This is a genomic window from Leptothrix sp. (in: b-proteobacteria) (genome assembly GCF_965250675.1).
In the GTDB taxonomy this organism is placed as follows: domain Bacteria; phylum Pseudomonadota; class Gammaproteobacteria; order Burkholderiales; family Burkholderiaceae_C; genus Sphaerotilus.
Window position 1 is genome coordinate 272,350 of record NZ_CBDFPH010000001.1, and the last position, 21,411, is coordinate 293,760.

21 protein-coding genes are annotated in these 21,411 nt (G+C 68.1%); 5 read left to right on the forward strand and 16 right to left on the reverse strand.

Annotated elements, in window-relative coordinates:
* Nucleotides 1-13: 13 nt before the first annotated feature.
* From ctaD to AC5IG3_RS01015, 3 genes are all read right to left on the reverse strand, one after another.
* Nucleotides 14-1,657 carry a cytochrome c oxidase subunit I gene (ctaD, locus tag AC5IG3_RS01005; RefSeq protein WP_491896954.1) on the reverse strand — a complete coding sequence of 548 codons (1,644 nt, stop codon included), beginning with the start codon at nt 1,655-1,657 and terminating at the stop codon, nt 14-16.
* Nucleotides 1,658-1,687: 30 nt separating this feature from the next.
* Nucleotides 1,688-2,851 (reverse strand): cytochrome c oxidase subunit II, encoded by a 1,164-nt coding sequence (gene coxB / locus AC5IG3_RS01010; RefSeq protein WP_491905022.1) that lies wholly within the window; start codon nt 2,849-2,851, stop codon nt 1,688-1,690.
* Between the two features lie 236 nt (nt 2,852-3,087).
* A complete protein-coding gene (locus AC5IG3_RS01015) occupies nt 3,088-3,984 on the reverse strand; it encodes a biotin synthase (RefSeq protein WP_491896955.1) in 897 nt (298 codons plus the stop codon).
* 87 nt (nt 3,985-4,071) lie between these two features.
* Here AC5IG3_RS01015 and AC5IG3_RS01020 point away from each other — a divergent pair, with 87 nt between their 5' ends.
* Nucleotides 4,072-4,815 (forward strand): ComF family protein, encoded by a 744-nt coding sequence (locus AC5IG3_RS01020; protein WP_491896956.1) that lies wholly within the window; start codon nt 4,072-4,074, stop codon nt 4,813-4,815.
* Nucleotides 4,816-4,835: 20 nt separating this feature from the next.
* Complete coding sequence (locus AC5IG3_RS01025) at nt 4,836-5,306, forward strand: tRNA (cytidine(34)-2'-O)-methyltransferase (RefSeq protein ID WP_491896957.1); 471 nt, start codon at nt 4,836-4,838, stop codon at nt 5,304-5,306.
* A 17-nt stretch (nt 5,307-5,323) separates the two neighbouring features.
* Here AC5IG3_RS01025 and AC5IG3_RS01030 read toward each other — a convergent pair whose 3' ends face one another.
* The 3 genes from AC5IG3_RS01030 to AC5IG3_RS01040 form a co-directional block, all read right to left on the reverse strand.
* Nucleotides 5,324-6,307: an NAD(P)H-dependent glycerol-3-phosphate dehydrogenase gene (locus AC5IG3_RS01030; RefSeq protein ID WP_491896958.1), complete on the reverse strand. Its 984-nt coding sequence runs from the start codon at nt 6,305-6,307 to the stop codon at nt 5,324-5,326.
* A gap of 22 nt (nt 6,308-6,329) precedes the next feature.
* Complete coding sequence (secB, locus tag AC5IG3_RS01035) at nt 6,330-6,794, reverse strand: protein-export chaperone SecB (protein ID WP_491896959.1); 465 nt, start codon at nt 6,792-6,794, stop codon at nt 6,330-6,332.
* A gap of 80 nt (nt 6,795-6,874) precedes the next feature.
* Nucleotides 6,875-7,270 carry a thioredoxin family protein gene (locus AC5IG3_RS01040; RefSeq protein WP_491896960.1) on the reverse strand — a complete coding sequence of 132 codons (396 nt, stop codon included), beginning with the start codon at nt 7,268-7,270 and terminating at the stop codon, nt 6,875-6,877.
* A 171-nt stretch (nt 7,271-7,441) separates the two neighbouring features.
* Here AC5IG3_RS01040 and AC5IG3_RS01045 point away from each other — a divergent pair, with 171 nt between their 5' ends.
* A complete protein-coding gene (locus AC5IG3_RS01045; protein ID WP_491896961.1) occupies nt 7,442-8,398 on the forward strand; it encodes a CysB family HTH-type transcriptional regulator in 957 nt (318 codons plus the stop codon).
* A 22-nt stretch (nt 8,399-8,420) separates the two neighbouring features.
* Here the strand turns inward: AC5IG3_RS01045 and AC5IG3_RS01050 are convergent, their stop codons facing one another.
* The 10 genes from AC5IG3_RS01050 to AC5IG3_RS01095 form a co-directional block, all read right to left on the reverse strand.
* Nucleotides 8,421-9,485 carry a sulfate/molybdate ABC transporter ATP-binding protein gene (locus AC5IG3_RS01050; RefSeq protein ID WP_491896962.1) on the reverse strand — a complete coding sequence of 355 codons (1,065 nt, stop codon included), beginning with the start codon at nt 9,483-9,485 and terminating at the stop codon, nt 8,421-8,423.
* On the reverse strand, nt 9,482-10,348 hold the full coding sequence (cysW, locus tag AC5IG3_RS01055) for a sulfate ABC transporter permease subunit CysW (RefSeq protein ID WP_491896963.1): 867 nt from the start codon (nt 10,346-10,348) through the stop codon (nt 9,482-9,484). The genes AC5IG3_RS01050 and cysW overlap by 4 nt, the downstream gene beginning before the upstream one ends.
* Before the next feature lie 14 nt (nt 10,349-10,362).
* Nucleotides 10,363-11,196: a sulfate ABC transporter permease subunit CysT gene (cysT, locus tag AC5IG3_RS01060; RefSeq protein WP_491896964.1), complete on the reverse strand. Its 834-nt coding sequence runs from the start codon at nt 11,194-11,196 to the stop codon at nt 10,363-10,365.
* A gap of 14 nt (nt 11,197-11,210) precedes the next feature.
* Nucleotides 11,211-12,233 carry a sulfate ABC transporter substrate-binding protein gene (locus AC5IG3_RS01065; protein WP_491896965.1) on the reverse strand — a complete coding sequence of 341 codons (1,023 nt, stop codon included), beginning with the start codon at nt 12,231-12,233 and terminating at the stop codon, nt 11,211-11,213.
* A 122-nt stretch (nt 12,234-12,355) separates the two neighbouring features.
* A complete protein-coding gene (locus AC5IG3_RS01070; RefSeq protein ID WP_491896966.1) occupies nt 12,356-13,363 on the reverse strand; it encodes a sulfate ABC transporter substrate-binding protein in 1,008 nt (335 codons plus the stop codon).
* Nucleotides 13,364-13,506: 143 nt separating this feature from the next.
* Complete coding sequence (gene ribA, locus AC5IG3_RS01075; protein ID WP_491896967.1) at nt 13,507-14,136, reverse strand: GTP cyclohydrolase II; 630 nt, start codon at nt 14,134-14,136, stop codon at nt 13,507-13,509.
* A 57-nt stretch (nt 14,137-14,193) separates the two neighbouring features.
* Nucleotides 14,194-15,234: an SLAC1 family transporter gene (locus AC5IG3_RS01080; protein ID WP_491896968.1), complete on the reverse strand. Its 1,041-nt coding sequence runs from the start codon at nt 15,232-15,234 to the stop codon at nt 14,194-14,196.
* Nucleotides 15,235-15,284: 50 nt separating this feature from the next.
* Entirely contained in the window at nt 15,285-15,575 is a 291-nt protein-coding gene (locus AC5IG3_RS01085) for a metal-sensing transcriptional repressor (RefSeq protein ID WP_491896969.1), read from the reverse strand.
* A gap of 77 nt (nt 15,576-15,652) precedes the next feature.
* On the reverse strand, nt 15,653-16,855 hold the full coding sequence (locus AC5IG3_RS01090; protein WP_491896970.1) for a DUF1501 domain-containing protein: 1,203 nt from the start codon (nt 16,853-16,855) through the stop codon (nt 15,653-15,655).
* A 48-nt stretch (nt 16,856-16,903) separates the two neighbouring features.
* On the reverse strand, nt 16,904-18,268 hold the full coding sequence (locus tag AC5IG3_RS01095; RefSeq protein WP_491896971.1) for a DUF1800 domain-containing protein: 1,365 nt from the start codon (nt 18,266-18,268) through the stop codon (nt 16,904-16,906).
* A 76-nt stretch (nt 18,269-18,344) separates the two neighbouring features.
* Here AC5IG3_RS01095 and AC5IG3_RS01100 point away from each other — a divergent pair, with 76 nt between their 5' ends.
* Nucleotides 18,345-19,412: an adenosine deaminase gene (locus tag AC5IG3_RS01100; RefSeq protein ID WP_491896972.1), complete on the forward strand. Its 1,068-nt coding sequence runs from the start codon at nt 18,345-18,347 to the stop codon at nt 19,410-19,412.
* Between the two features lie 14 nt (nt 19,413-19,426).
* Entirely contained in the window at nt 19,427-21,409 is a 1,983-nt protein-coding gene (locus AC5IG3_RS01105; protein ID WP_491896973.1) for a sensor histidine kinase, read from the forward strand.
* The last annotated feature ends 2 nt before the right edge of the window (nt 21,410-21,411 follow it).

The window sequence follows — 21,411 nt, forward strand, 5'->3', positions numbered from 1 at the left end:
TGGGCAATGGGTTTCAGTGGTAGCCGATCACGCGGGTGGCGGTCGCGTCAAGCTTGGGCGGGGTTTCGAAGGTGTGGAACGGCGCCGGCGACGGCACTTCCCATTCCAGGCCTTCAGCACCTTCCCAGGGCTTCTGCGGTGCTTTCTCGCCCTTGCCGCGCATCATCGGAACGACGACGAACAGGAAGAAGTAGACCTGCATCAGACCGAAGCCGAGTGCACCGATCGAGGCGATCAGGTTGAAGTCGGCGAACTGCATCGGATAGTCGGCATAGCGACGCGGCATGCCCGCCAGGCCGAGGAAGTGCATCGGGAAGAACGTGATGTTGAAGGTCACCAGCGAGCCCCAGAAGTGGAACTTGCCGCGTGCTTCGGAGTACATCACGCCGGTCCACTTCGGACCCCAGTAGTAGACGCCGGCGAACATCGCGAACAGCGAGCCTGCCACCAGCACGTAGTGGAAGTGCGCCACGACGTAGTAGGTGTCCTGCAACTGGATGTCGATCGGCGCCATCGACAGGATCATGCCGGTGAAGCCGCCCATCGTGAACACGAAGATGAAGCCCACGGCCCACAGCATCGGGGTCTCGAAGGTCATCGAGCCGCGCCACATCGTGGCCACCCAGTTGAAGACCTTCACGCCGGTGGGCACGGAGATCAGCATCGTGGCGTACATGAAGAACAGCTGGCCGGTCAGCGGCATGCCGGTCGTGTACATGTGGTGCGCCCAGACCATGAAGGACAGGATCGCGATCGAGGCGGTCGCGTAGACCATCGAGGCGTAGCCGAACAGGCGCTTGCGGGCAAACGCCGGCACGATCTGGCTGATGATGCCGAAGGCCGGCAAGATCATGATGTAGACCTCGGGGTGGCCGAAGAACCAGAAGATGTGCTGGTACATCACCGGGTCGCCGCCGCCGGCGGGGTTGAAGAAGCTGGTGCCGAAGTGGCGGTCGGTCAGCGTCATCGTGATGGCGCCAGCCAGGACCGGCATCACGGCGATCAGCAGGTAGGCGGTGATCAGCCAGGTCCAGGCGAACATCGGCATCTTCATCAGCGTCATGCCCGGTGCGCGCATGTTGAGCACCGTGACGATGATGTTGATCGAGCCCATGATCGACGAGGCGCCCAGGATGTGCATCGCGAAGATGCCGGCATCCATGGACGGACCCATCTGCAGCGTCAGCGGCGCGTAGAGCGTCCAGCCGGCAGCGGGGGCGCCACCTGGCATGAAGAAGCTCGCCACCAGCATGATGGCGGCGGGGATCATCAGCCAGAAGCTGAAGTTGTTCATGCGCGCGAAGGCCATGTCGGCCGCGCCGATCTGCAGCGGCAGCATCCAGTTCGCGAAGCCGACGAAGGCCGGCATGATCGCGCCGAACACCATGATCAGGCCGTGCATCGTCGTGAACTGGTTGAACAGTTCAGGGTTGACGAACTGCAGGCCTGGCTTGGCCAGCTCCAGGCGGATCAGCAGCGCCAGGACGCCGCCGATCATCAGCATCGTGAAGCTGAACAGCAGGTACAGCGTGCCGATGTCCTTGTGGTTGGTCGCGAAGACCCAGCGGCGCCAGCCTGCGGGGGCGTGGTGGTGATCGTCATGGGCATCATGCCCATGGTCGGGGGTGTGACCACCCGGGTGAAGAACTGCGCTCATTGCTTGTTTCCTCTCGAGACAGCGGGTGCGTTACTTGCGGGCTGCGACCACGTCGGCCGGCTGCACGATCTGGCCGGTCTTGTTGGACCAGCTGTTCTTGGTGTAGGTGATGACGGCGGCAATCTCGGTGTCCGAGAGCTGCTTCCAGGCCGGCATCGCACCATTGTTCTGACCGTTGAGCAGCACCGCAATCTGCTTGGTCTTGTCGGCGTCCAGCACCACGGCTGCGGCGTCCAGCGCCTTGATCGGACCGGCACCCTTGCCGCTGGCCTGGTGGCAGGCGGCGCAGTTGTTGGCGTAGACCTTCTCGCCGCGGGCAACCAGTTCGTCGAGCTTCCACTCCTTGGTCGGATCATCGGCCTTGGCAGCGAGCTTCTTCTTTTCGCCGTCAACCCACACGGTGTAGTCCTCTGCGGACAGCACCTTCACGTGGATCGGCATGTAGGCGTGTTCCTTGCCGCACAGTTCCTGGCACTGGCCGTAGAAGTCACCGGTCTTCTCGGCGCGGAACCAGGTGTCGCGCACGAAGCCGGGGATGGCGTCCTGCTTGACGCCGAACTGCGGCATGGCCCACGAGTGGATCACGTCGTCTGCGGTGGTGATGATGCGGATCTTCTTGCCGACAGGCACCACCAGCGGGTTGTCGACCTTGAGCAGGTAGTTGTCGCCTTCAGGCTTGCCTGCGTCCGACATGGCGCGATGGCTGGTGTCGAGGGTCGACAGGAAGCCGATGCCTTCGCCTTCGCCCTTGAGGTAGTCGTAGCCCCATTTCCACTGGTAGCCGGTGGCCTTGACGGTCACGTCGGCGTTGGTGGTGTCTTTCTGGGCAACAACCGTCTTGGTCGCCAGCGCGCCCATGCCGATCACGATCACGAATGGCGCGATGGTCCAGGCGATTTCGACGGCCACGCTTTCATGAAAGTTTGCCGCCTTGTGACCCTTGGACTTGCGGTGCTTGATGATCGAATAGAACATCACACCGAACACGGCGATGAAGATCACCGTGCAGATCACCAGCATCACCATGTGCAACCAGTGCAGTTCGGCGGCCATCTTGGATGCGCCTATCGGCAAATCCAGTTGACGCACGCCCGGTCCGCCCGGCAGGTCGTTGACGGCCATGGCCGCATGTGTGGCCAGTGCAGCACCCGCGCCAAGGCTCAGACGGCCGGCGTGTCGCCACAGAGCTTTCATCGTGTTCATCCGCGCTCTCTTTCTCTTCCAAACCCAAATGGCGCTCCGATCCACTCTGAGCGCCTTTTCCTTGAAACCGGGGCAGCCGACCCTATCTTGAATAGAGGTCGGCCAAACTGCTGGTCAACAGATCAACATCTGTTGACCGTTGCTGTTACCGCAGCGAAACCATTCAATTTTACGGCCACGGCTTTCAGCCCGGCAAATACTCCGACATATCAGGGTCCTGATTAGGCTCACACCTTGGGGTCAGGGTTGCGTGAACGCGTCATTTGACGCATGTCGTCCAGCGAGATCTGCGTTTGTGCTGCAACACGCGGTCGTGGTGCTGGCCGAAACGCATGGCCGTAGATCAGCTCGAACGTCAGTCGCAATCGGCCATCCGTGTCGCGCAGCGTCTCCAGTTGCGTCAGCAGGTGGCGATGCCAGCGCGGCGTGCGCAGGCCGGCGTGGCGCGCCGGGTGCGTGTTGCGCCCCAGGCCGGCCAACTCGGCCAGCAGCGCCTCGGGTGTGGCCCACGTCAGCGTCAGCGTTTCCATGTCCATGACCGGATCGGCAAAGCCCGCGTGCACCAGCGCATCGCCCAGGTCATGCATGTCGACGAAATCGCTGGCGGCCGGGCCCCAGCCGAGCGCGCGGTACAACCCGCTCAACTCGCGCAACGTGTCGGGGCCGAAGCACGAAAACATCAGGAAGCCGTCGACCTGCAATGCCGCGTGCCATCGCGCCAGCAGCGGTGGCAGGTCGTCGACCCAGTGCAGCACCATGTTCGCCCACAGCAGGTCGACCGGCAGTTCGGGCACGGCCGGTGCGGCGCCCATCAGCTTGCGCCACCAGGGCGTGTCTTGCGGCTGCAGCAACTCGCCCAGGGCATCGGTGCCACCGAGGCGCGCCTGCGCGTACTGCTGACGCAGCAGCGTCTGACTGGCGCTGCGCTCGCTCCACCAATCCAGCACCTGCGCAGGTTGCTGGCGGATCAGCGGCAGGCGCTCGGCCATGCGCCGCGCCACTTCGCCGTGCAGCCACGGTGCATCGCCCGCGTGGCGCGCAACGGGCTGCTGCAGCCGCGCCAGCGCGGCGGCGCCGAGGCGCGGCAGGCGGCGCTGGGGTGGGGGCGAGTGCAGGTCAGCCATGGTGGGCGCGCAGTATAGTGATTCGAGCTGACCCGACGGGTACAGCCAAAACAAGGCGTCAACGCCACAAAAACAGGGAGAAACCGCATGCCATCCAGCCCGGTCTGGGATGCGTTCCGGGGTGCGTGGGCGACGTGCGGGCGCTGTGCTGTCTGCGCCCGCTGGCCGCGTGAAAACCTGTGCGGCGATTGCCTGCACCGCTACGTTACCCATCCGCCGCGCTGCCGCCAGTGCGCCATCGAGTTGCCGCGGGGCGATGCGCTGCCTGCGGGCCTGCGCTGCGGCGCTTGCGTGCTGCGCCCGGCGTTGATCGAGCACACCGTGGCGGCGCTGCGCTACGGCTATCCGTGGGACGGGCTGATCGGCCGCTTCAAGTTCAACGGCGCCACCGATCTGGCCGCGCCGTTGTCCGGCCTGTTGAGCGATGCAGCCCGCCATGCCCACGATCACGACGGCGTGCCCTGGCCCGACCTGCTGCTGCCCGCACCGCTGGCGACCGAGCGGCTGCGCGAGCGCGGCTACAACCAGGCCTGGGAGCTGACGCGGCGCGTCGGGCGACAATTGCAGCTTCGCATTGCGCCGGATGTTCTGGCGCGTGTGCGTGGCGGTGCGCATCAGGCCGATCTGCCGCGCGAGCAGCGGTTCCAGCAGATCCGTGGCGCCTACGTGCCCACGCCGCAGGGCCTGAAGCAGCTGCCGGGCCGGCGTGTGGCGGTGGTCGATGACGTCATGACCACCGGTGCCACCGCGCAGGAGCTGGCGCAGACCTTGTTGCGCGCCGGTGCCGCCGCCGTTCAGGTCTGGGTGCTGGCGCGCACGCCGGATGATTGATCCCTCATTTTTGGCAGCCCATGCTCCGCATCGTCCTCGTTCACCCTGAAATCCCGCCCAACACCGGCAACGTGATCCGCCTGGCGGCCAACACCGGCTGCGAGCTGCACCTGATCGAGCCGCTGGGCTTCTCGATGGACGATCGCCTGCTGCGCCGCGCCGGGCTCGACTATCACGAGTACGCGCCCGTGCGCCGCCACGCCGACTGGGCGGCTTTCCTGCGCGATGCGCAACCCGTGCCCGAGCAGATGTTCGCCTTCACCACACGCGGCAGCCGCCTGCTGGCCGATGTGACCTGGCCGGCGGACGCGTGGCTGGTGTTCGGTTGCGAGACTTCGGGCATGCCGGTCGAAGTGCGCGACACCTTTGCGCCCGCCCAGCGCGTGCGCCTGCCGATGCGGCCCGACCAGCGCAGCCTGAACCTCAGCAATGCGGTGGCGGTGGCGGTGTTCGACGCCTGGCGCCAGCAGGGTTACGCCGGCGCGGTCTGAGGGCCTGAGTCAGTCAGTCAGTGCTCGCTGCGCGCCTCGCGCAGCATCAGCGCGCCCACGGCTTGCTCCGGCGTCAGATCGCCCTGCAGCACCGCGACCACGGCGGCGGTGATCGGCATGTCCACGCCCAGTGCCTGGCTGCGCGCCAGCACCGTGCGGGCGCTGTAGACGCCTTCGGCGACATGGCCCAGGTCATGGAGGATGTTTTCCAGCGGCTGTCCGCTCGCCAATTTCAGGCCGACCTGGCGGTTGCGCGACAGGTCGCCCGTGGCTGTCAGCACCAGGTCGCCCAGGCCGGACAGGCCCATGAAAGTCTCGGCCTCTGCGCCCAGCGCCAGGCCCAGCCGGCTCATTTCGGCCAGCCCGCGGGTGATGAGTGCGGCGCGGGCGTTCAGACCCAAGCCCATGCCGTCGGCAATGCCGGTGGCGATCGCCAGCACGTTCTTGACCGCGCCGCCCACTTCCACGCCGACCGGATCGGTCGAGGCGTAGACGCGCAGGCTCGGCCCGTGCAGCGCGCGCACGGCAGCGGCGCGCACGGCGGCGTCGCGGCTGGCGGCGACCAGCGCGGTGGGTTGCTGCTGCGCCACTTCCTGCGCAAAGCTCGGGCCCGACAGCACGCCCACGCGCAGGCCGGGCGCGGCTTGAAGGGCGATTTCATGGCCGAGCAGGCCGCTGCCGGCCTCGAAACCCTTGCTCAACCACAGCACCATGTGGCCGGCCGGAATGCGCTCCAGCATGCTGCGCAGCGCCGCCATCGGCGTGGCCACGATCAGCAGGCCGTGCGGGCCGGCGTGGGCCAGCGCCTGATCGAAATCGGCGCTCAGGCGCAGGTTGTCGGGCAGCTCGACCCCCGGCAGATAGCGCTGGTTGCAGCGGTCTGCTTCCAGCGTGGCCATCTGCCGGGCATCGCGCCCCCACAGCAGCGTCGGATGGCGCAGCGCGGCCTGGCTGGCCAGTGCGGTGCCCCAGGCACCGGCTCCCAGAACGGAGATATGCATCGCGCTTGCGCCCCGGTCGACTTCAGGCGTTGAAGTTGCCGCCGCCGTTGCCCTGTTGCTGGGCTTCGTACATGGCCTGGAAGTTGACTTCGGTCAGGTGCACGGGCGGGAAGCCGGCGCGCGTGATCACGTCCGACACCACGGCGCGCAGGTAGGGGTAGACGATGCCGGGGCAGGCGATGCCCAGGATCGGCTGCAGCTGCTCGGCGTCGATGTTGCGGATCTCGAAGATGCCGGCCTGCTTGGCCTCGCACAGGAACAGCGTGCGCTCGCCCAGCGTGGTGGTCACGGTCGCGCTCACGGCGACTTCGAAGATGCCGTCGGCGATGGGCTGCACCTCGACGCCGAGGTTGATGTCCACCGCCGGCTGGCCTTGCTCGACCAGGATCTGCGGCGAATTGGGCTGCTCCAGCGACATGTCCTTCAGGTAGACACGCTGGATCTGGAACACGGGCTGTTCGCCCACTGCGTCTTGTGCTTCGGCCATGATGAAAATCTCGGGTGGGCAGTAAAAATCAATGGGAACCCGGGCTGGCCAGACGGAGCCTGGGGCCGCGAGCGGCGCGATTATGCCCGCGCGTTTTGGCTCAAAGCCTGCACGGCGGGCGCCAGCGCGCGGGCGTTGGCGTCCAGCCCGGCGCCGGCCAGCTCACCCGCCAGGGCGGCCTCGACCATGCGCGTGAGCGTGCCCGCGTGCGGCAGCACGGTGCCGAAGAACATCGGCGTGGTGCCGTCCAGCAGCATCAGGGTCGGAAAATTCTCGATGTCCAGCGCGGCGTCGCCCAGCGCGTCGGCCTGGTCTTCGATGTCGATCCAGGCAAAGCGGGCCTGCGGAAAACGCCCGGCGGCAGCGTCGAAAGTGGCGCGGTAGGCCTCGCAGGTGGTGCACCAGCCGGCGCACAGGCAGGCGACGACCAGCGGCGTGGCGGACGTGAAGGGGGTGGCGTCGGGCAGCTTGCTCATGGGGTCGATTCAGATCGACAAACAGTGTGCCAGAGCGAATTGCGGGCTGGCGGGCTCGACGGGAGTGCCGCCTGCTTAGGCTGAAAACGCGCAAGCATCGTCGGAATCATTCTTTCTGTGCTGGGAAAGGCTCTCCATAATTTGGTTTTTGCATATGCAGAGCCGACCACCGTGAACTTCCAGCAACTGCGCTCCGTGCGCGAAACCGTCCGCCAGGGCTTCAACCTGACCGAGGTGGCCCAGGTGCTGCACACCTCGCAGCCCGGCGTGAGCCGCCAGATCCGCGAGCTGGAAGAAGAACTCGGCATCGACATCTTCGTGCGCGCCGGCAAGCGCCTGACCGGCCTGACGCCGCCGGGCGAGGCGGTGCTGCCCATCGTCGAGCGGCTGCTGCTGGATGCCGCCAACCTCAGGCGCGCCGGTGCCGATTACGCCGCGCAAGGCCGCGGCACGCTGACGATTGCCGCCACCCACTCGCAAGCCCGCTATGCGCTGCCGCCGGCGGTGCGCGACTTCTGCGCCGCCCACCCCGAGGTGACGCTGCACCTGCAGCAGGGCTCGCCCAAGCAGGTGGCCGAGTTCCTGCTGACTGGCGAGGCCGACATCGGCATCGCCACCGAGGCGCTGGCCGAGTACGACGAGCTGGTCGCCTTGCCCTGCTACCGCTGGACCCACGCCGTGGTGGTGCCCAAAGGCCACGTGCTGGCGCAGGAGGCCGCCGCCGGCCAGGCGTTGACGCTGGAACGCCTGGCGCAATTTCCGCTCATCACCTACGAGGCCGGCTACACCGGCCGCAGCCATATCGACGAGGCCTTCCTGCGCCATGAGCTGGACCTCAACGTGGTGCTGTCCGCCATGGATGCCGACGTGATCAAGACCTACGTCGAGCTCGGCATGGGCGTGGGCATCGTGGCGTCCATCGCCTACGACGAAGACCGCGACCAGCACCTGCACGCCATCGACGCCCGCCACCTCTTCGCCACCAACATGACGCGACTGGCGATCCGGCGCGGCGCCTACCTGCGCAGCTACGCCTATGAATTCATCCGCAGCTTCGCGCCGCCGCTGACGCGCGGCGTGGTCGAGCAGGCGCTGGGCGAGGCGGCGGGGCAGCGGTTCGAAATTTGAGCGGGGATGTCCCCGCCACCCCTCAAATCATCGCCGCAGGATCATCGCTGGCGGCGTTCTCCGCCCCCGCCACAAACCGCGTCACGCGGCGCGGCTTGAGGTGGCTGCGCACGCCGGGCGCGAGGTTGAGCTGCTCGCGCAATTGCTGCCAGCGCGCGCGGGAGAGTTCCACGTCCACGTAGCTGCCGTCGTCGCGCTTGAACTCCAGGCGCGTCACCGGGCCCAGCGTCAGCGCCTGTGACAGCGTCACGCCCCAGCTGCCTTCCTCGGCGCTGGCGACGATGTCGAGTTCGTGCGGGCGCACGTAGCTCACGTCTGCCGTCGTGGAGCCGCCCGGCGCGTGGCCCAGCCGGCCGTGGAACAGGTTCACGTCGCCCAGGAACTGCAGCACGAAGGGCGTGGCGGGCTTGTCGTAGACCTCGTCGGGCGTGCCGACCTGCTCGATGCGGCCCTCGTTCATCACCACGATGCGGTCGGCCACTTCCATGGCCTCGTCCTGGTCGTGGGTGACGAAGACGCTGGTGATGTGCATCTCGTCGTGCAGGCGGCGCAGCCAGCGGCGCAACTCCTTGCGCACCTTGGCGTCCAGCGCACCGAAGGGCTCGTCCAGCAGCAGCACCTTGGGCTCGACCGCCAGCGCGCGGGCCAGCGCGATGCGCTGGCGCTGGCCGCCGGAGAGCTGGTGCGGGTAGCGGTCGGCCAGCCAGTCGAGCTGCACCAGCTTGAGCAACTCGGTCACCTTGGTCTTGATCTCGGCGTCGCTCGGGCGCGTGGACTTGGGCCGCACGCGCAGGCCGAAGGCGACGTTCTCGAAGATGCTCATCTGCGGGAACAGCGCGTAGTGCTGGAAGACGAAGCCGACGTTGCGCTCGCGCACATGGGCGTCGGTGGCGTCCTCGCCATGGAAGTGCACGCTGCCCGACTCGGGCTTGTCCAGCCCGGCAATCATGCGCAGCAGCGTGGTCTTGCCCGAGCCCGACGGGCCCAGCAGCGCCACCAGCTCACCCGAGCCAACGGTCAGGTTGAGGTGGTCGCAGACGGTCAGCGAACCGAAGCGCTTGTAGAGGTCGCGGATTTCAATGCTCATGTGTTTTCCTTGCGCGCCGCCTTGAGCTGGCTCTTCACGCGTTGTTCGACCGCCAGCTTCAGCACCAGGCTGACCAGCGCCAGGCCGGCCAGCAGCGAGGCCACCGCGAACGACGCGGCGAACTGGTATTCGTTGTAGAGGATCTCGATGTGCAGCGGCAGCGTGTTGGTCAGGCCGCGGATGTGGCCTGAGACCACGCTGACCGCGCCAAACTCACCCATCGCCCGCGCATTGCACAGGATCACGCCGTAGAGCAGCGCCCACTTGATGTTGGGCAGCGTGACGCGGCTGAACATCTGCCAGCCGCTGGCGCCCAGCACCGTGGCGGCCTCTTCCTGCTCGCGGCCCTGCGCCTGCATCAGCGGAATCAGCTCGCGCGCCACGAACGGGAAGGTGATGAACACCGTGGCCAGCACGATGCCTGGCACCGCGAAGATGATCTTCACGTCGTGGTCACGCAGCCACTCGCCGAACCAGCCGTGCAGACCGAACACCAGCACGAAGATCAGGCCGGCGATCACCGGGCTGACCGAGAACGGCAGGTCGATCAGCGTCAGCAGCAGGCTTTTGCCGCGAAATTCAAACTTGGCGATGCACCAGGCCGCCGCCACGCCGAACACCAGGTTCAGCGGCACGCTGATGGCCGCGGCGATCAGCGTCAGCTTGAGCGCGGCCACCGCGTCGGGCTCGGTCACGGCCGCCATGTAAACGTCGATGCCCTTCTTGAAGGCCTCGGCAAACACCGCGATCAGCGGAATGAACAGAAAGAAGGCCAGAAACGCGAGCGCGATGCCGATCAGCGTGCGGCGCACCCAGGCGGGTTCGCGCGTGGCTTCACGCACGGAATGGGACGATGTACTCATGTCGTGCGCTCCGGTCACTGGCCCTGGCGCTTGCGCGTCCAGGCCTGCAAGAGATTGATGACCAGCAGCATCACGAAGCTCGCCAGCAGCATGACCACCGCAATCGCCGTGGCGCCCAGGTAGTCGTACTGCTCCAGCTTGGCGATGATCATCAGTGGCGTGATCTCGCTCACCATCGGAATGTTGCCGGCAATGAAGATCACCGAGCCGTACTCCCCCAGCGCCCGCGCGAACGCCAGCGCGAAGCCGGTCGTCAGTGCCGGCAGCAGGATCGGCAGCACCACCAGCCGGAAGGTCTGCCAGCGGCTGGCGCCCAGCGTGGCGGCGGCTTCCTCGTACTCGGTCGACAGGTCTTCGAGCACCGGCTGCAGCGTGCGCACCACGAAGGGCAGGCCGATGAACAGCAGCGCCACGAACACGCCCAGCGGCTTGAAGCTGACCTTGAAGGGCAGGTACTGGCCGATCCAGCCGTTCTCGGCGTACAGCGCCGTCAGCGTGATGCCGGCCACCGCGGTGGGCAGCGCAAACGGCAGGTCGACCAGCGCGTCGATGAAACGCTTGCCCGGAAACTCGTAGCGCACCAGCACCCAGGCGATCAGCAGGCCGAAGATGGCGTTGATCAGCGCCGCAGCCAGCGACGCGCCAAACGTCAGCCGGTAGCTGGCGACCACGCGGGGCGAGGCCACCGCCTCCCAGAACGCCGGCCAGGTCATGCCGGCAGTCTTGATGAAGGCGGCCGACAGCGGGATCAGCACCACCAGGCTCAGGTAGAGCAGGGTGAAGCCCAGCGCCAGGTCAAAGCCCGGCAGCACGCTGTGGCGCTTGAGGAGCAAGCGGGAAAAGATCATCGGCTCAACTCAACTCAGCGCTTGGCCAGGATCTGGTCGTAGATGCCGCCGTCGTTGAAGTGGTCGGCCTGCGCCTTCTTCCAGCCGCCGAAGACCTCATCGACCGTGAAGGTGTTGATCTTCGGGAAGCTGGCCGCGTTCTGCGCCATCAGCGCCTCGTTGCGCACGCGCAGGTTGTGCTTGATGCCGATGGCCTGCGCCTCGTCCGACCACAGGTACTTCAGGTAGGCCTCGGCCTGCTTGCGGGTGCCCTTCTTGTCGGCCACCTTGTCGACGACCGCGACCGGGTTTTCGGCCAGCACGGTGCGGCTGGGGTAGACCATGTCGTAGTTCTTGCCGAACTCCTCGACGATGGACTGCACCTCGCTCTCGAAGGTCACCAGCACATCGCCGATGCCGCGCTGCGCAAACGTGGTGGTGGCCGCGCGCCCACCGCCGTCGAACACCGGCACGTTGGCGAAGATCTTCTGCACCTGCTCGCGCGCTTGCGCCGGCGTGGCACCGCCCTTGATCGCCGCGCCCCAGGCGGCCAGGTAGCCGTAGCGGCCGTTGCCGGTCACCTTGGGGTTGGGGATGATGACGCTGGTGCCGGCCTTGGCCAAGTCCGCCCAGTCCTTGATGCCCTTGGGGTTGCCCTTGCGCACCATGAAGATGGTGATCGAGCTGGTGGGCGCCGCGTTGTTGGGCAGGCGCTTGGCCCAGTCCGGTGCCATCAGGCCGCTGGCGGCCACCATATCGATGTCCAGCGCTTGGTTCATGGTGATGACGTCGGCGTCCAGCCCTTCGATGATCGAGCGCGCCTGCTTGCTGGAGCCACCGTGGGACTGGTTGATCACCAGATCCTCGCCGGCGGTCTTCTTCCAGTAGGCGGTGAAGGCCTTGTTGTAGTCCTTGTAGAACTCGCGCGAGACGTCGTAGCTGACGTTGAGCAGCGGCCCGGCCGCCAGTGCGGCGCCGGAGGCCAGCAGGGCGCTGGCGCCGAGGCCCAAGGCCAGGACGTGATTCAGGGCAGAACGGCGGTTGATGGCGGTTTTCATGGCGAGTCTCGTGGCGTGTGCGTAGGGCGCGGATGCTAGAGGCTCGCCAATGGCCTTTCAACCACTGATTTGCTCGTTGCTTATGTGTTTTGCAAATAAGCGATCGCCAAACGGCGCGGGAGTCAACGCTTGACCACGATCCGGTCGAAGATGCCGCCGTCGTTGAAGTGGGTTTTCTGGGCCTCGCGCCAGCTGCCGAACACGTCTTCGAGCTTGAAGAGGTCCAGCTTCGGAAACTGACGGGCGTACTTGGCGGCGGCCTTGGGGTCGGTCGGGCGGTAGTAGTTCTGGCCGGCAATGTCCTGGCCTTCCGGGCTGTAGAGGTACTCCAGATAGGCCTGGGCCACGGCGCGGGTGCCCTTCTTGTCGACCACCTTGTCGACCAGCGCGACCGGCGGCTCGGCCAGGATCGAGCTGCTGGGCGCGACGATGTCGAACTTCTCGGGGCCGAGTTCCTTGATGGCCAGCAGCGCCTCGTTTTCCCAGGCCAGCAGCACGTCGCCGATGCCGCGCTCAACAAAGGTCACGGTCGAGCCGCGTGCGCCGGTGTCCAGCACCGGCACGTTGGCGAAGATTTTCTGCACGAAGTCCTGTGCCTTGGCGTCCGAACCGTACTTCTTCTTGCCGTAGCCCCAGGCCGCCAGGTAGTTCCAGCGCGCGCCGCCGCTGGTCTTGGGGTTGGGGGTGATCACGGCGACGCCGGGCTTGACGAGGTCGTCCCAGTCCTTGATCGCCTTCGGGTTGCCCTTGCGGACCAGGAAGACGATGGTGCTGGTGTAGGGCGAGCTGTTGTGCGGCAGGCGCTTCTGCCAGTCGGGCGGCAGGAGCTTGGCCTTGTCGCCGATCTCGTCGATGTCATAGGCCAGCGCCAGCGTCACGACGTCGGCTTCGAGCCCGTCGATCACCGAGCGCGCCTGCTTGCCCGAGCCGCCGTGCGAGGCCTTGACGCTGACGTTGTCGCCTGTCCGGGCCTTGTACTGGGCGGCGAAGGCCTTGTTGAAGTCCTGGTAGAGCTCGCGCGTCGGGTCGTAGGAGACGTTGAGCAGCGTGAAGTCTTTGGCCTGGGCCAGGCCGCCGATGGCGGTCAGGGCCGTGGCCAGGAACAGGGTGCGGAGGGCGTGACGGCGCATGGTGGGGTCGCAAGAAGCGTGGAGTGAAGCCATGCCGCCACGTTATCGACCGCCCTTATTTGCGCCAACGAAGCAATTGGCGCTTGCTTATGCGCAAAAAAATCATGCGGAAAACGTTGCTGCCACCCTGGGTCTAAATCCGGTCAACGCGCCAGCAGGTGCCCCATGCGGTCGCGCTTGGTGTTGAGGTAGGCGCCGCTCTCGGCGGTGGGGTCGACTTCATGCGCCTCGCGCTGCGACACCCGCACGCCGTGTTCCTGCAGCGCCAGCAACTTGAGCGGGTTGTTGCTCATCAGCCGCACCGACTGCACGCCCAGGTGGTGCAGGATGGCAGCGGCCGCGTCGAAGCGGCGGCTGTCGACCGGCAGGCCCAGCGCTTCATTGGCCTCGACCGTGTCCAGGCCCTGGTCCTGCAGCGCGTAGGCGCGCAGTTTCTGGGTGATGCCGATGCCGCGGCCTTCGTGGCCGCGCATGTAGATCAGCACGCCGCGGCCTTCGGCGTCGATGCGGCGCAGCGCCAGCGCGAGCTGTTCGCCGCAGTCGCAGCGCAGCGAGCCGAAGATGTCGCCCGTCAGGCACTCGGAGTGGATGCGCAGCAGCGTGTCCTCGCCGGCCACCTCGCCCTTGACCAGCGCGATGTGCTCCAGCGCCTCGCCTTCGAGGTGGTAGCTGTGCATGGTGAACTCGCCGAAGCGCGTCGGCAGGCGCGCGGCGGCCAGGTGTTGCAACTGAGGGGTGGGCGACGCAGGCGGCGCAGGGGAACGGGAACTCATGCCGGAATGATAGGTGTCGGGCCGGCGGCGGGCATTCACCCGGCGCGCACGCTGCGTTCAGCCGGCAGCGGCCTGAACCGGCTGGATCACCGCCACCTGCTCGGGCGCCAGCATCGTGCCCTGGCGCAGGCCGCGCACGGTGGCCAGGCCCAGCCCGAGGATCACCAGCGACGTGATCGCCAGCAGCATCGGCCCCAGCACTGCCAGCAGCCCGCCGGGCTGCGCCAGCCGCAGCGTCAGCGCCGTGAAGGCGGCCAGCGGAAACGACATGCCCCAGTGCGCCAGCCCGAAGGGCTGGGCCAGGATGCGCGGCATCAGCGCTCCGGCCCACAGCAGCGAAAACAGCGCCATGCCCCACAGCGCCCAGCCCAGCAGCAGCGGCGCGCCCAGCTGCAGCGCCGACAGGCCCACCACCGCCGGCGGCGCGATCAGGATGAAGGCCGCCGGCAGCAGCCGCTCCGGCCACAGGCCCTGCAGGGCGATGCGCACCAGCAGCAGCGCCATCACCACCGGCCAGAACATCAGGCCGACGCCGAACTGCGCGGCGGCCCACTCGACCTGACCGAGTGGCACGCCCGCCAGCGGTGCCAGCACATTGCCAACGATCGGAATCAACAGCACGGGCGTCACCCCGGCCCATTGCAGCCCGCCGGTCTTTGGGGAGGTCGCGCCGCGCCACCAGCGCGTCACGACCCACAGCGTCACCGCCAGCTGCGCCAGGCAGCCCAGCCACCACAGCCCGACCAGGGCCGAGCGCAGCGTGGGCAGGCTGTCGAGCGGGGCACCCAGCGCGCTGGTGCCGACCGTCGCCAGCAGGATCACCGCCGCCGGCCCCGCTGCGACGAAGGCGTAGCGCACCGGGTGGGCTGCGTCTTCCTGCCAGGCCTGCGGGTGCTGCCGCAGCCGCATCACGCTGGCGGCCAGCAGCAGCACGAACACCAGCGCGCTGGCCGCGCCCAGCGCCAGCGCGATGCCCTGCGCCGCCTCGCCCATCAAGGGCACGGCCCGCAGCCACGCCAGCGACAGCCCGCAGCCGCCCATCACGATGGAGAACCAGGCGGGGCCGAGGAATTTGAGCGGGGTGGGGTGTGCAGCCATGGCGGGATGTTAGGGGCCTGATGCCGCGCGTTGTGGTCGCCGCAAGGGGATTAGCGCACCTTGCCCAGCAGCGTCTGCACGTCGTCGAGCAGTGGGGCCAGTTCGGCCATCGTGTCGTCGCTGGCGCCCAGGCGCTGCTGCAATTCCTGCTGCATGAAGCACACCGTCATGCGCACATAGGCGCTGTCGAGCGCCTTGCGCACGGCGGCCATCTGGCCGGCGATGTCGAGGCAGGGCTGGCCCTCTTCGATCATGCGCTGGATGCCACGCAACTGCCCCTCGGCGCGCTTGAGGCGGTTGAGGAGGTCTTTTTGTGCGGTGCCATCTTGCAGTTGAGCCATGGTGCAGGCGATGAGGTGAAGCGGTGAAGGGTGAGTGTCGATTGTCAGCCCGCCGGGGCGACAGGCCTCAAGACGTGTCACGTGCGGGCGTCCGCCGCGTCCAGCAGCAGGTCGCTCCAGGCCGCAGGCGCGCCGGGCAGCACGGTTTTTTCCATCGCGGCGCGCGGGATCGGCCAAGTGGCTTCGAGCACGGCGCGTTGCAGGCCACGCAGGTCGGCGGTGGGGCGCAGGTCGCGCTGCTGGTGCAGTTGGGCCGGTGCCAGGCCGGGCCAGTCGGTGCGCACGCGGCCGCCGCGTACCCGGCCACCGGCCAGCAGTGCGATGCCGGCGGTGCCGTGGTCGGTGCCGCCGCTGCCGTTCAGGGCGGCGGTGCGGCCGAATTCGGTCATCACCAGCACCAGGGTCCGGGCCCAGCGGGGGCCGAGCGCTTCGCGCAGCGCGACCAGGCCGGCGTCGAGTTCGCCCATCGGCGTCTGCAGGCGCTGGGCCTGGGCGCTGTGGGTGTCCCAGCCGCCCACTTCCAGCCACGCCAGGCGCGGCCCGGTCGGATCAGCCAGGAATCGGCCCGCTTGCCGGGCCAGGGCGGCAAAGGCGCCGGTGCGCACGGCCCGGCCGTTCATGGCCGTATCGGCACTCACCCTGTCCTGCTGCGCCATGGCCCTGGCCCACGGGGCGGCCAGCTGTGTGTCGGCGCTGTAGAGGTGCTGCACGCGCTCCAGCAGGTCGGTGTCGGCCTCGCGTTCGCTGCTGGGCGCCCAGTTGCCGGCCTGGTCGCTGCCACGCAGCGCCAGCGGCAGTTGCGGCGACAGCGCCATGCCGGGCTGTCGCATCACGGCCAGCGCGCGGCCGAGCCAGCCGGTGTCCAGCTCGAACGGCACGCGCCCGCCGCTTTCAAGCATCTGCTGGGCATCGAAGTGCGAGCGCTCGCGGTAGGGCTGGGCCACCGCATGCGCGATCAGCAGGCTGCCGTCGCCCCACCAGCCGTGCAGGCCGGCGAGTTGCGGGTGCAGCGCAAAGGTGTCGTCCAGCGGCAGCGGTGCGCCCAGGCGGGCAAAGTCGGCCTGCGCGGCGGGGCGCAGGGCGTTCCATTGCGGGTCGCCCAGCGCGGGCACTGCCGCCAGGCCGTCGAGCGCACCACGCAGCAGCACCACGGCCAGGCGCGGTGCGGTGGCCGGATCGGCGGTCGGGTTGGCCGCGCCCAGGGCGAGGCGGGCGGTCGCGCTGCCCAGCAGCAGGCCGGTGGCGCTGCGGGTGAGCCAGTGACGTCGGTTCAGGTTCATGAGGTGTGCGTCTCCAGCTTCGGGGCCAACTCCGGGAAGTTCTGGGCTTCAGCGCCGCATGAAGTCCGGGCTGACCAGCAGCAGCGCCAGCGCTTGCGCGCCGCTGTCGGCGCGGGCGATTTCGCGGGCGCTGGCCTCGCTCAACTGCGGCCCGAGGCTGGCGGCGGCCAGCGCGCGGGCGTCCAGGTTCGGCCCGGCGCGCGAGGCAGCGGTCTCGACCTGGCTGAAGCGCTGCGCCCACTGCACGCGCTTGAGCAGCGCGTCCGGGCCGAGCCAGTCCTCGGCGCGATCCGGCCAGCCCTGCGGCGAGGGTGGCCGGCCCGGCGGCTGGCCCATCTGCGTCAGCGTGCCGATCAGTCGGGCGGGCGCGGGCGGCGCGATGCCCAGCAGCCGGTGGGCCGAGATCAGCCATTCCTCCGGTCGCTTGAGCTTGGCCGGCGGCCCCTGCCAGGCAGCGGGATGCTGGAACAGCGTCTGCGCCACCGCCATCAGGTCGCCCTGGCTGCGCAGCCACTGCCCGATCAGCGCCTGGACCAGCGCGGGCGGCGGGTCGTCGGCCACGAAGTGCCGCGCCAGCTGGGTGCTGACGTGGCGGGCGGTCGCCGGGTGCGTGGCCAGGCGCTGGAAGAGCTGCCCGGCTGCTTGCGGTCCGGCCTCGTAGCGCTGGCCCAGCACGGTCTTGGCGCCGGGCTCGTGCAGCTGCGGGTTGAACTGGACGGCAAAGGGTTCGCCGCGCCGCGCCACCGTCCAGCCGGTCAGCAGTTGCGCTGCCTGGGTGACGTCGGCCTGGCTGTAGCCGGCGTCCACGCCCAGGGTGTGCAACTCCAGCAGCTCGCGGGCCTGGTTTTCGTTCAGGCCTTTGCTACGGCGCTGGCCGGCGCGCGAATTCGGACCGATGGAGGCGGCGTTGTCCAGGTACAGCAGCATGGCCGGGTGCAGGCTGGCGGCGCGCAGCAGCGCCTCGAACGAACCGAGCGCGTGGGGCCGGATCGCCTCGCGCTCATACGGCAGCACCAGCGGCCCGACCAGCCCGCGCGTGCCCGAGACGCAGAAGTGGTTGGCCCAGAACGCCACCCAGCGCTCGTAGACCGGGCTGGCCGTGCTGACCTGGTGTTGCCACAGGCGGCCCTGCGCGCGCACGGTGGCGTTGCGCAGGGTCTGGCGGGCGTCGATGCGCTCGCGCTCGGCCGCGTCGCCCGCACCTTCGGCCACCACGCGGTGGTTGAGGGCGCCGACTTGGAGCGTGCCGAGCAGATCGTCGGCGTTGAACGGCACCGGCTGGCGCAGCTGCTGCATCACCCAGGTGGCCGGATCGGCGCCCACCCCCGCCAGATCGGCCTCGCCCAGCCCGAAGCGGTGGGCAGCCATGGCGCTTTGGCGCAACAGGGAGGCATTCGGTGCATTCAGGGCCATGGAGACAGCTCGGTTCGGGGTCGATGGCGGCAGCGTGATCGGGCACAGTACACACCTACGATTCTGGAGCCTTTCAATGAGCACTGCCCCGCTGTCCGCCGACCTGAGCCGCGCGCTCGACACCCTGCCGCGCGAGCGCCTGCCCACGCTGCTGCGCCTGATCCCGAAGGCCGAGCTGCACATCCACATCGAAGGCTCGCTGGAGCCCGAGCTGATCTTCAAGCTCGCCCAGCGCAACGGCGTCAAGCTCGCCTACGACAGCGTCGAGGCGCTGCGCGCCGCCTACGCCTTCAGCGACCTGCAGAGCTTTCTGGACATCTACTACGCCGGCGCCAGCGTGCTGCTCAAGGAGGCCGATTTCTTCGACATGGCCTGGGCCTATCTGGAGAAGGCGGCGGCCGACAACGTCGTGCATGCCGAAATCTTCTTCGACCCGCAGACCCACACCGAACGCGGCGTGCCGTTCGAGACCGTCATCAAGGGCCTGAACCACGCGGTGCACCGCGCCAAGACCGAACTGGGCGTGAGCGCCCGGCTGATCCTGTGCTTCCTGCGCCACCTGAGCGAAGAAGACGCCTTCAAGACGCTGGAAGAAGCCTTGCCCTGGCGGCATCACTTCATCGGCGTGGGCCTGGACAGCAGCGAGCGCGGCCACCCGCCGAGCAAGTTCGAGCGCGTGTTCGCGCGCTGCCGCGAACTCGGCCTGCACATCGTCGCCCACGCGGGCGAGGAAGGCCCGCCGGCTTATATCTACGAGGCGCTCGACCTGCTGAAAACCGAGCGCATCGACCACGGCGTGCGCTGCGTCGAAGACCCGGCGCTGGTCGCCCGGCTGGCCGCCGAGCGCATGCCGCTGACGGTCTGCCCGCTGTCGAACATCAAGCTCTGCGTCTTCAGGACGATGGCCGAGCACAACCTGCCCGCGCTGCTCGACGCCGGCCTGTGCGCCACGATCAACAGCGACGACCCGGCCTACTTCGGCGGCTACATGAACGAAAACTGGCTCGAAACCTTCGCCGCGCTGCCGCAACTCGGCGCGCGCCAGGCCTATCAGCTGGCTGCCAACAGTTTTGAGGCGAGCTTTGCGACGCCGGAGCAGAAGGCGGCCTGGATGCGGCAGCTGGATGCGGTGGTGCTGGGGTAAGAAATCCCCGGCCCATGAAACGCCTCCTCACGTCCCCTGGCTGGCCGGCCTTGTGGATCGTCGCCCTGCTGCTGAGCGCCACGACGGCCTTCGCGCTGCCCTTGTCGGGGTCGATGCTGCCGGTCGAGCTCAGCGCCACCACCCATCAGGTCAACCTGGGCGCCCAGGTGGAGCGCTGGGTCGACCCGACCGGCCGGGCCGACTTCGAGCAGGCGCAGCAGCACTGGGCTGCGGGCGACTTCAAGGCCTTTCCGGGCCTGCCCAGCGCTGGCTTCACGCTGGCGGCGCACTGGTTCCGGGTCCGGCTGGCGCCCCAGCCCGCAGCGCCTAAGCATTGGGTGCTGGCCATCGGCGCCAACTACCTCAACGACGTGCAGGTCTGGACCCGCGAGGTGGACGGCACTTGGGCGCATCACCAGCGGGGCGATCGCTTCACCGTCGAGCCGCGCCCCTTCGCCGCCCGGCTGAACGCCGTCAACCTTCGGCTGACACCCGGCCAGCCCGCCGAGGTCTGGGTGCGCGTGCAGACCACCAGCGTCATGAACGTCACGCTGGACCTTTGGCAACCCGACGCCTACGCGGCCAGCGAGACGCTGGCCGGCATGGCCTATGGCAGCTTCGTCGCCGTGATCGCGCTGGTGGTGCTGGTCTACGCCATGCTGGGCCTCGGGCTGCGCGACCGGGTGCTGCTGTCCTACGCCGGCTATATGTCGACGCTGGCGGTGCTGTACTTCTGCAACGGCGGCCTGCTGCAGATGCTGCTGCCGATCCGGCCCTGGTGGCTGAGCGACATCCTGGTGTCGTACGGTGCGCTGGGGGCGTTCTACATCGGCAACCTGATGTGGGCGGAGGTGCTGGAGCTGCGCCGTTACTTCCGTCGCCTGGCCTGGGTGTATTACGCCGCCTCGGCGCTGGTGGCGGTGCTGTTGCCGCTGTCAGCCACCGATTTCTACTCGGTCATGGCCAACACGGTGTACTTTGCCGCCCTGCCGCTGGCGCTGTGCAACCTCTATGCCGTGCTGGCCCTGTGGCGGCGGCGGCGCGAGTCGATCAACGTCATCTATGTGATCTCCTTCGGCATCAGCAGCGCGGGCACCTGGGTCATCCTCGGCGTGTTGCTGGGCTGGCTGCCGCGCAATGCGTGGACGCTGGGCGTCTATCCCGCCAGCACCGCCATTCACATCGCGATGATGAGCGTGGCCATGGTCATGCGCGTCATCCGCGTCCAGCGCGACAAGAACGAGGCACAGAAGGCCAGCGCCCTGGCGGCCCTGCACACCGAGAACCAGCGCCGCTTCGTCGCCATGCTGACGCACGAGTTCCGCAACCCGCTGGCCGGCATCGACCGCGCGGCCAACCTGCTGCAGGCCATGCCCGGCCAGAAGCCCGAGGACGTGGCCCGGCGGCTGGGCGGCATCCGCACCCAGGTCAGCCGCCTGGGCACGCTGGTCGACAGTTTCCTGCTGTCCGAGGCGGCCGACCAGAAGCATCTGCAGCCCCGGCTGCAGACCGTCGATCTGCAGCACACCTTGCACGACCTGCAGCAAGGCCTCAGCGCGGAGATGCGCGACCGCATCGAGGTGCGGGTCGAGCCGCCCCATCTGCAGGCCCGCGTCGACGTGAGCCTGCTCGGCCTGGCCTTGCACAACCTGACGGACAACGCCTTGCGCTACGCGCCCGAGGGCACGCCCGTGGGACTGCACGCCCGGATGGACGCTGGCGACCCGGCCTGGCTGCGCATCGAGGTGAGCGACCAGGGCCCCGGCCTGTCGGGTGACGAACTGGCCCTGCTGGGCACGCCGTACTACCGCGCCAGCAGCGCGATCGGCAAGCAGGGCACGGGCCTGGGCTATCACTTCTGCCGCAGCCTGGCGCAGGCCCACGGCGGCCACATCGAAGCCCGCCCGAACGGAGCGCGCGGTTTGCGCGTGACCTTGCGTCTGCCCCAGCCTCAGCCTCAGCCTCAGCCTCAGCCTCAGCAATCGACTCATCGATGACC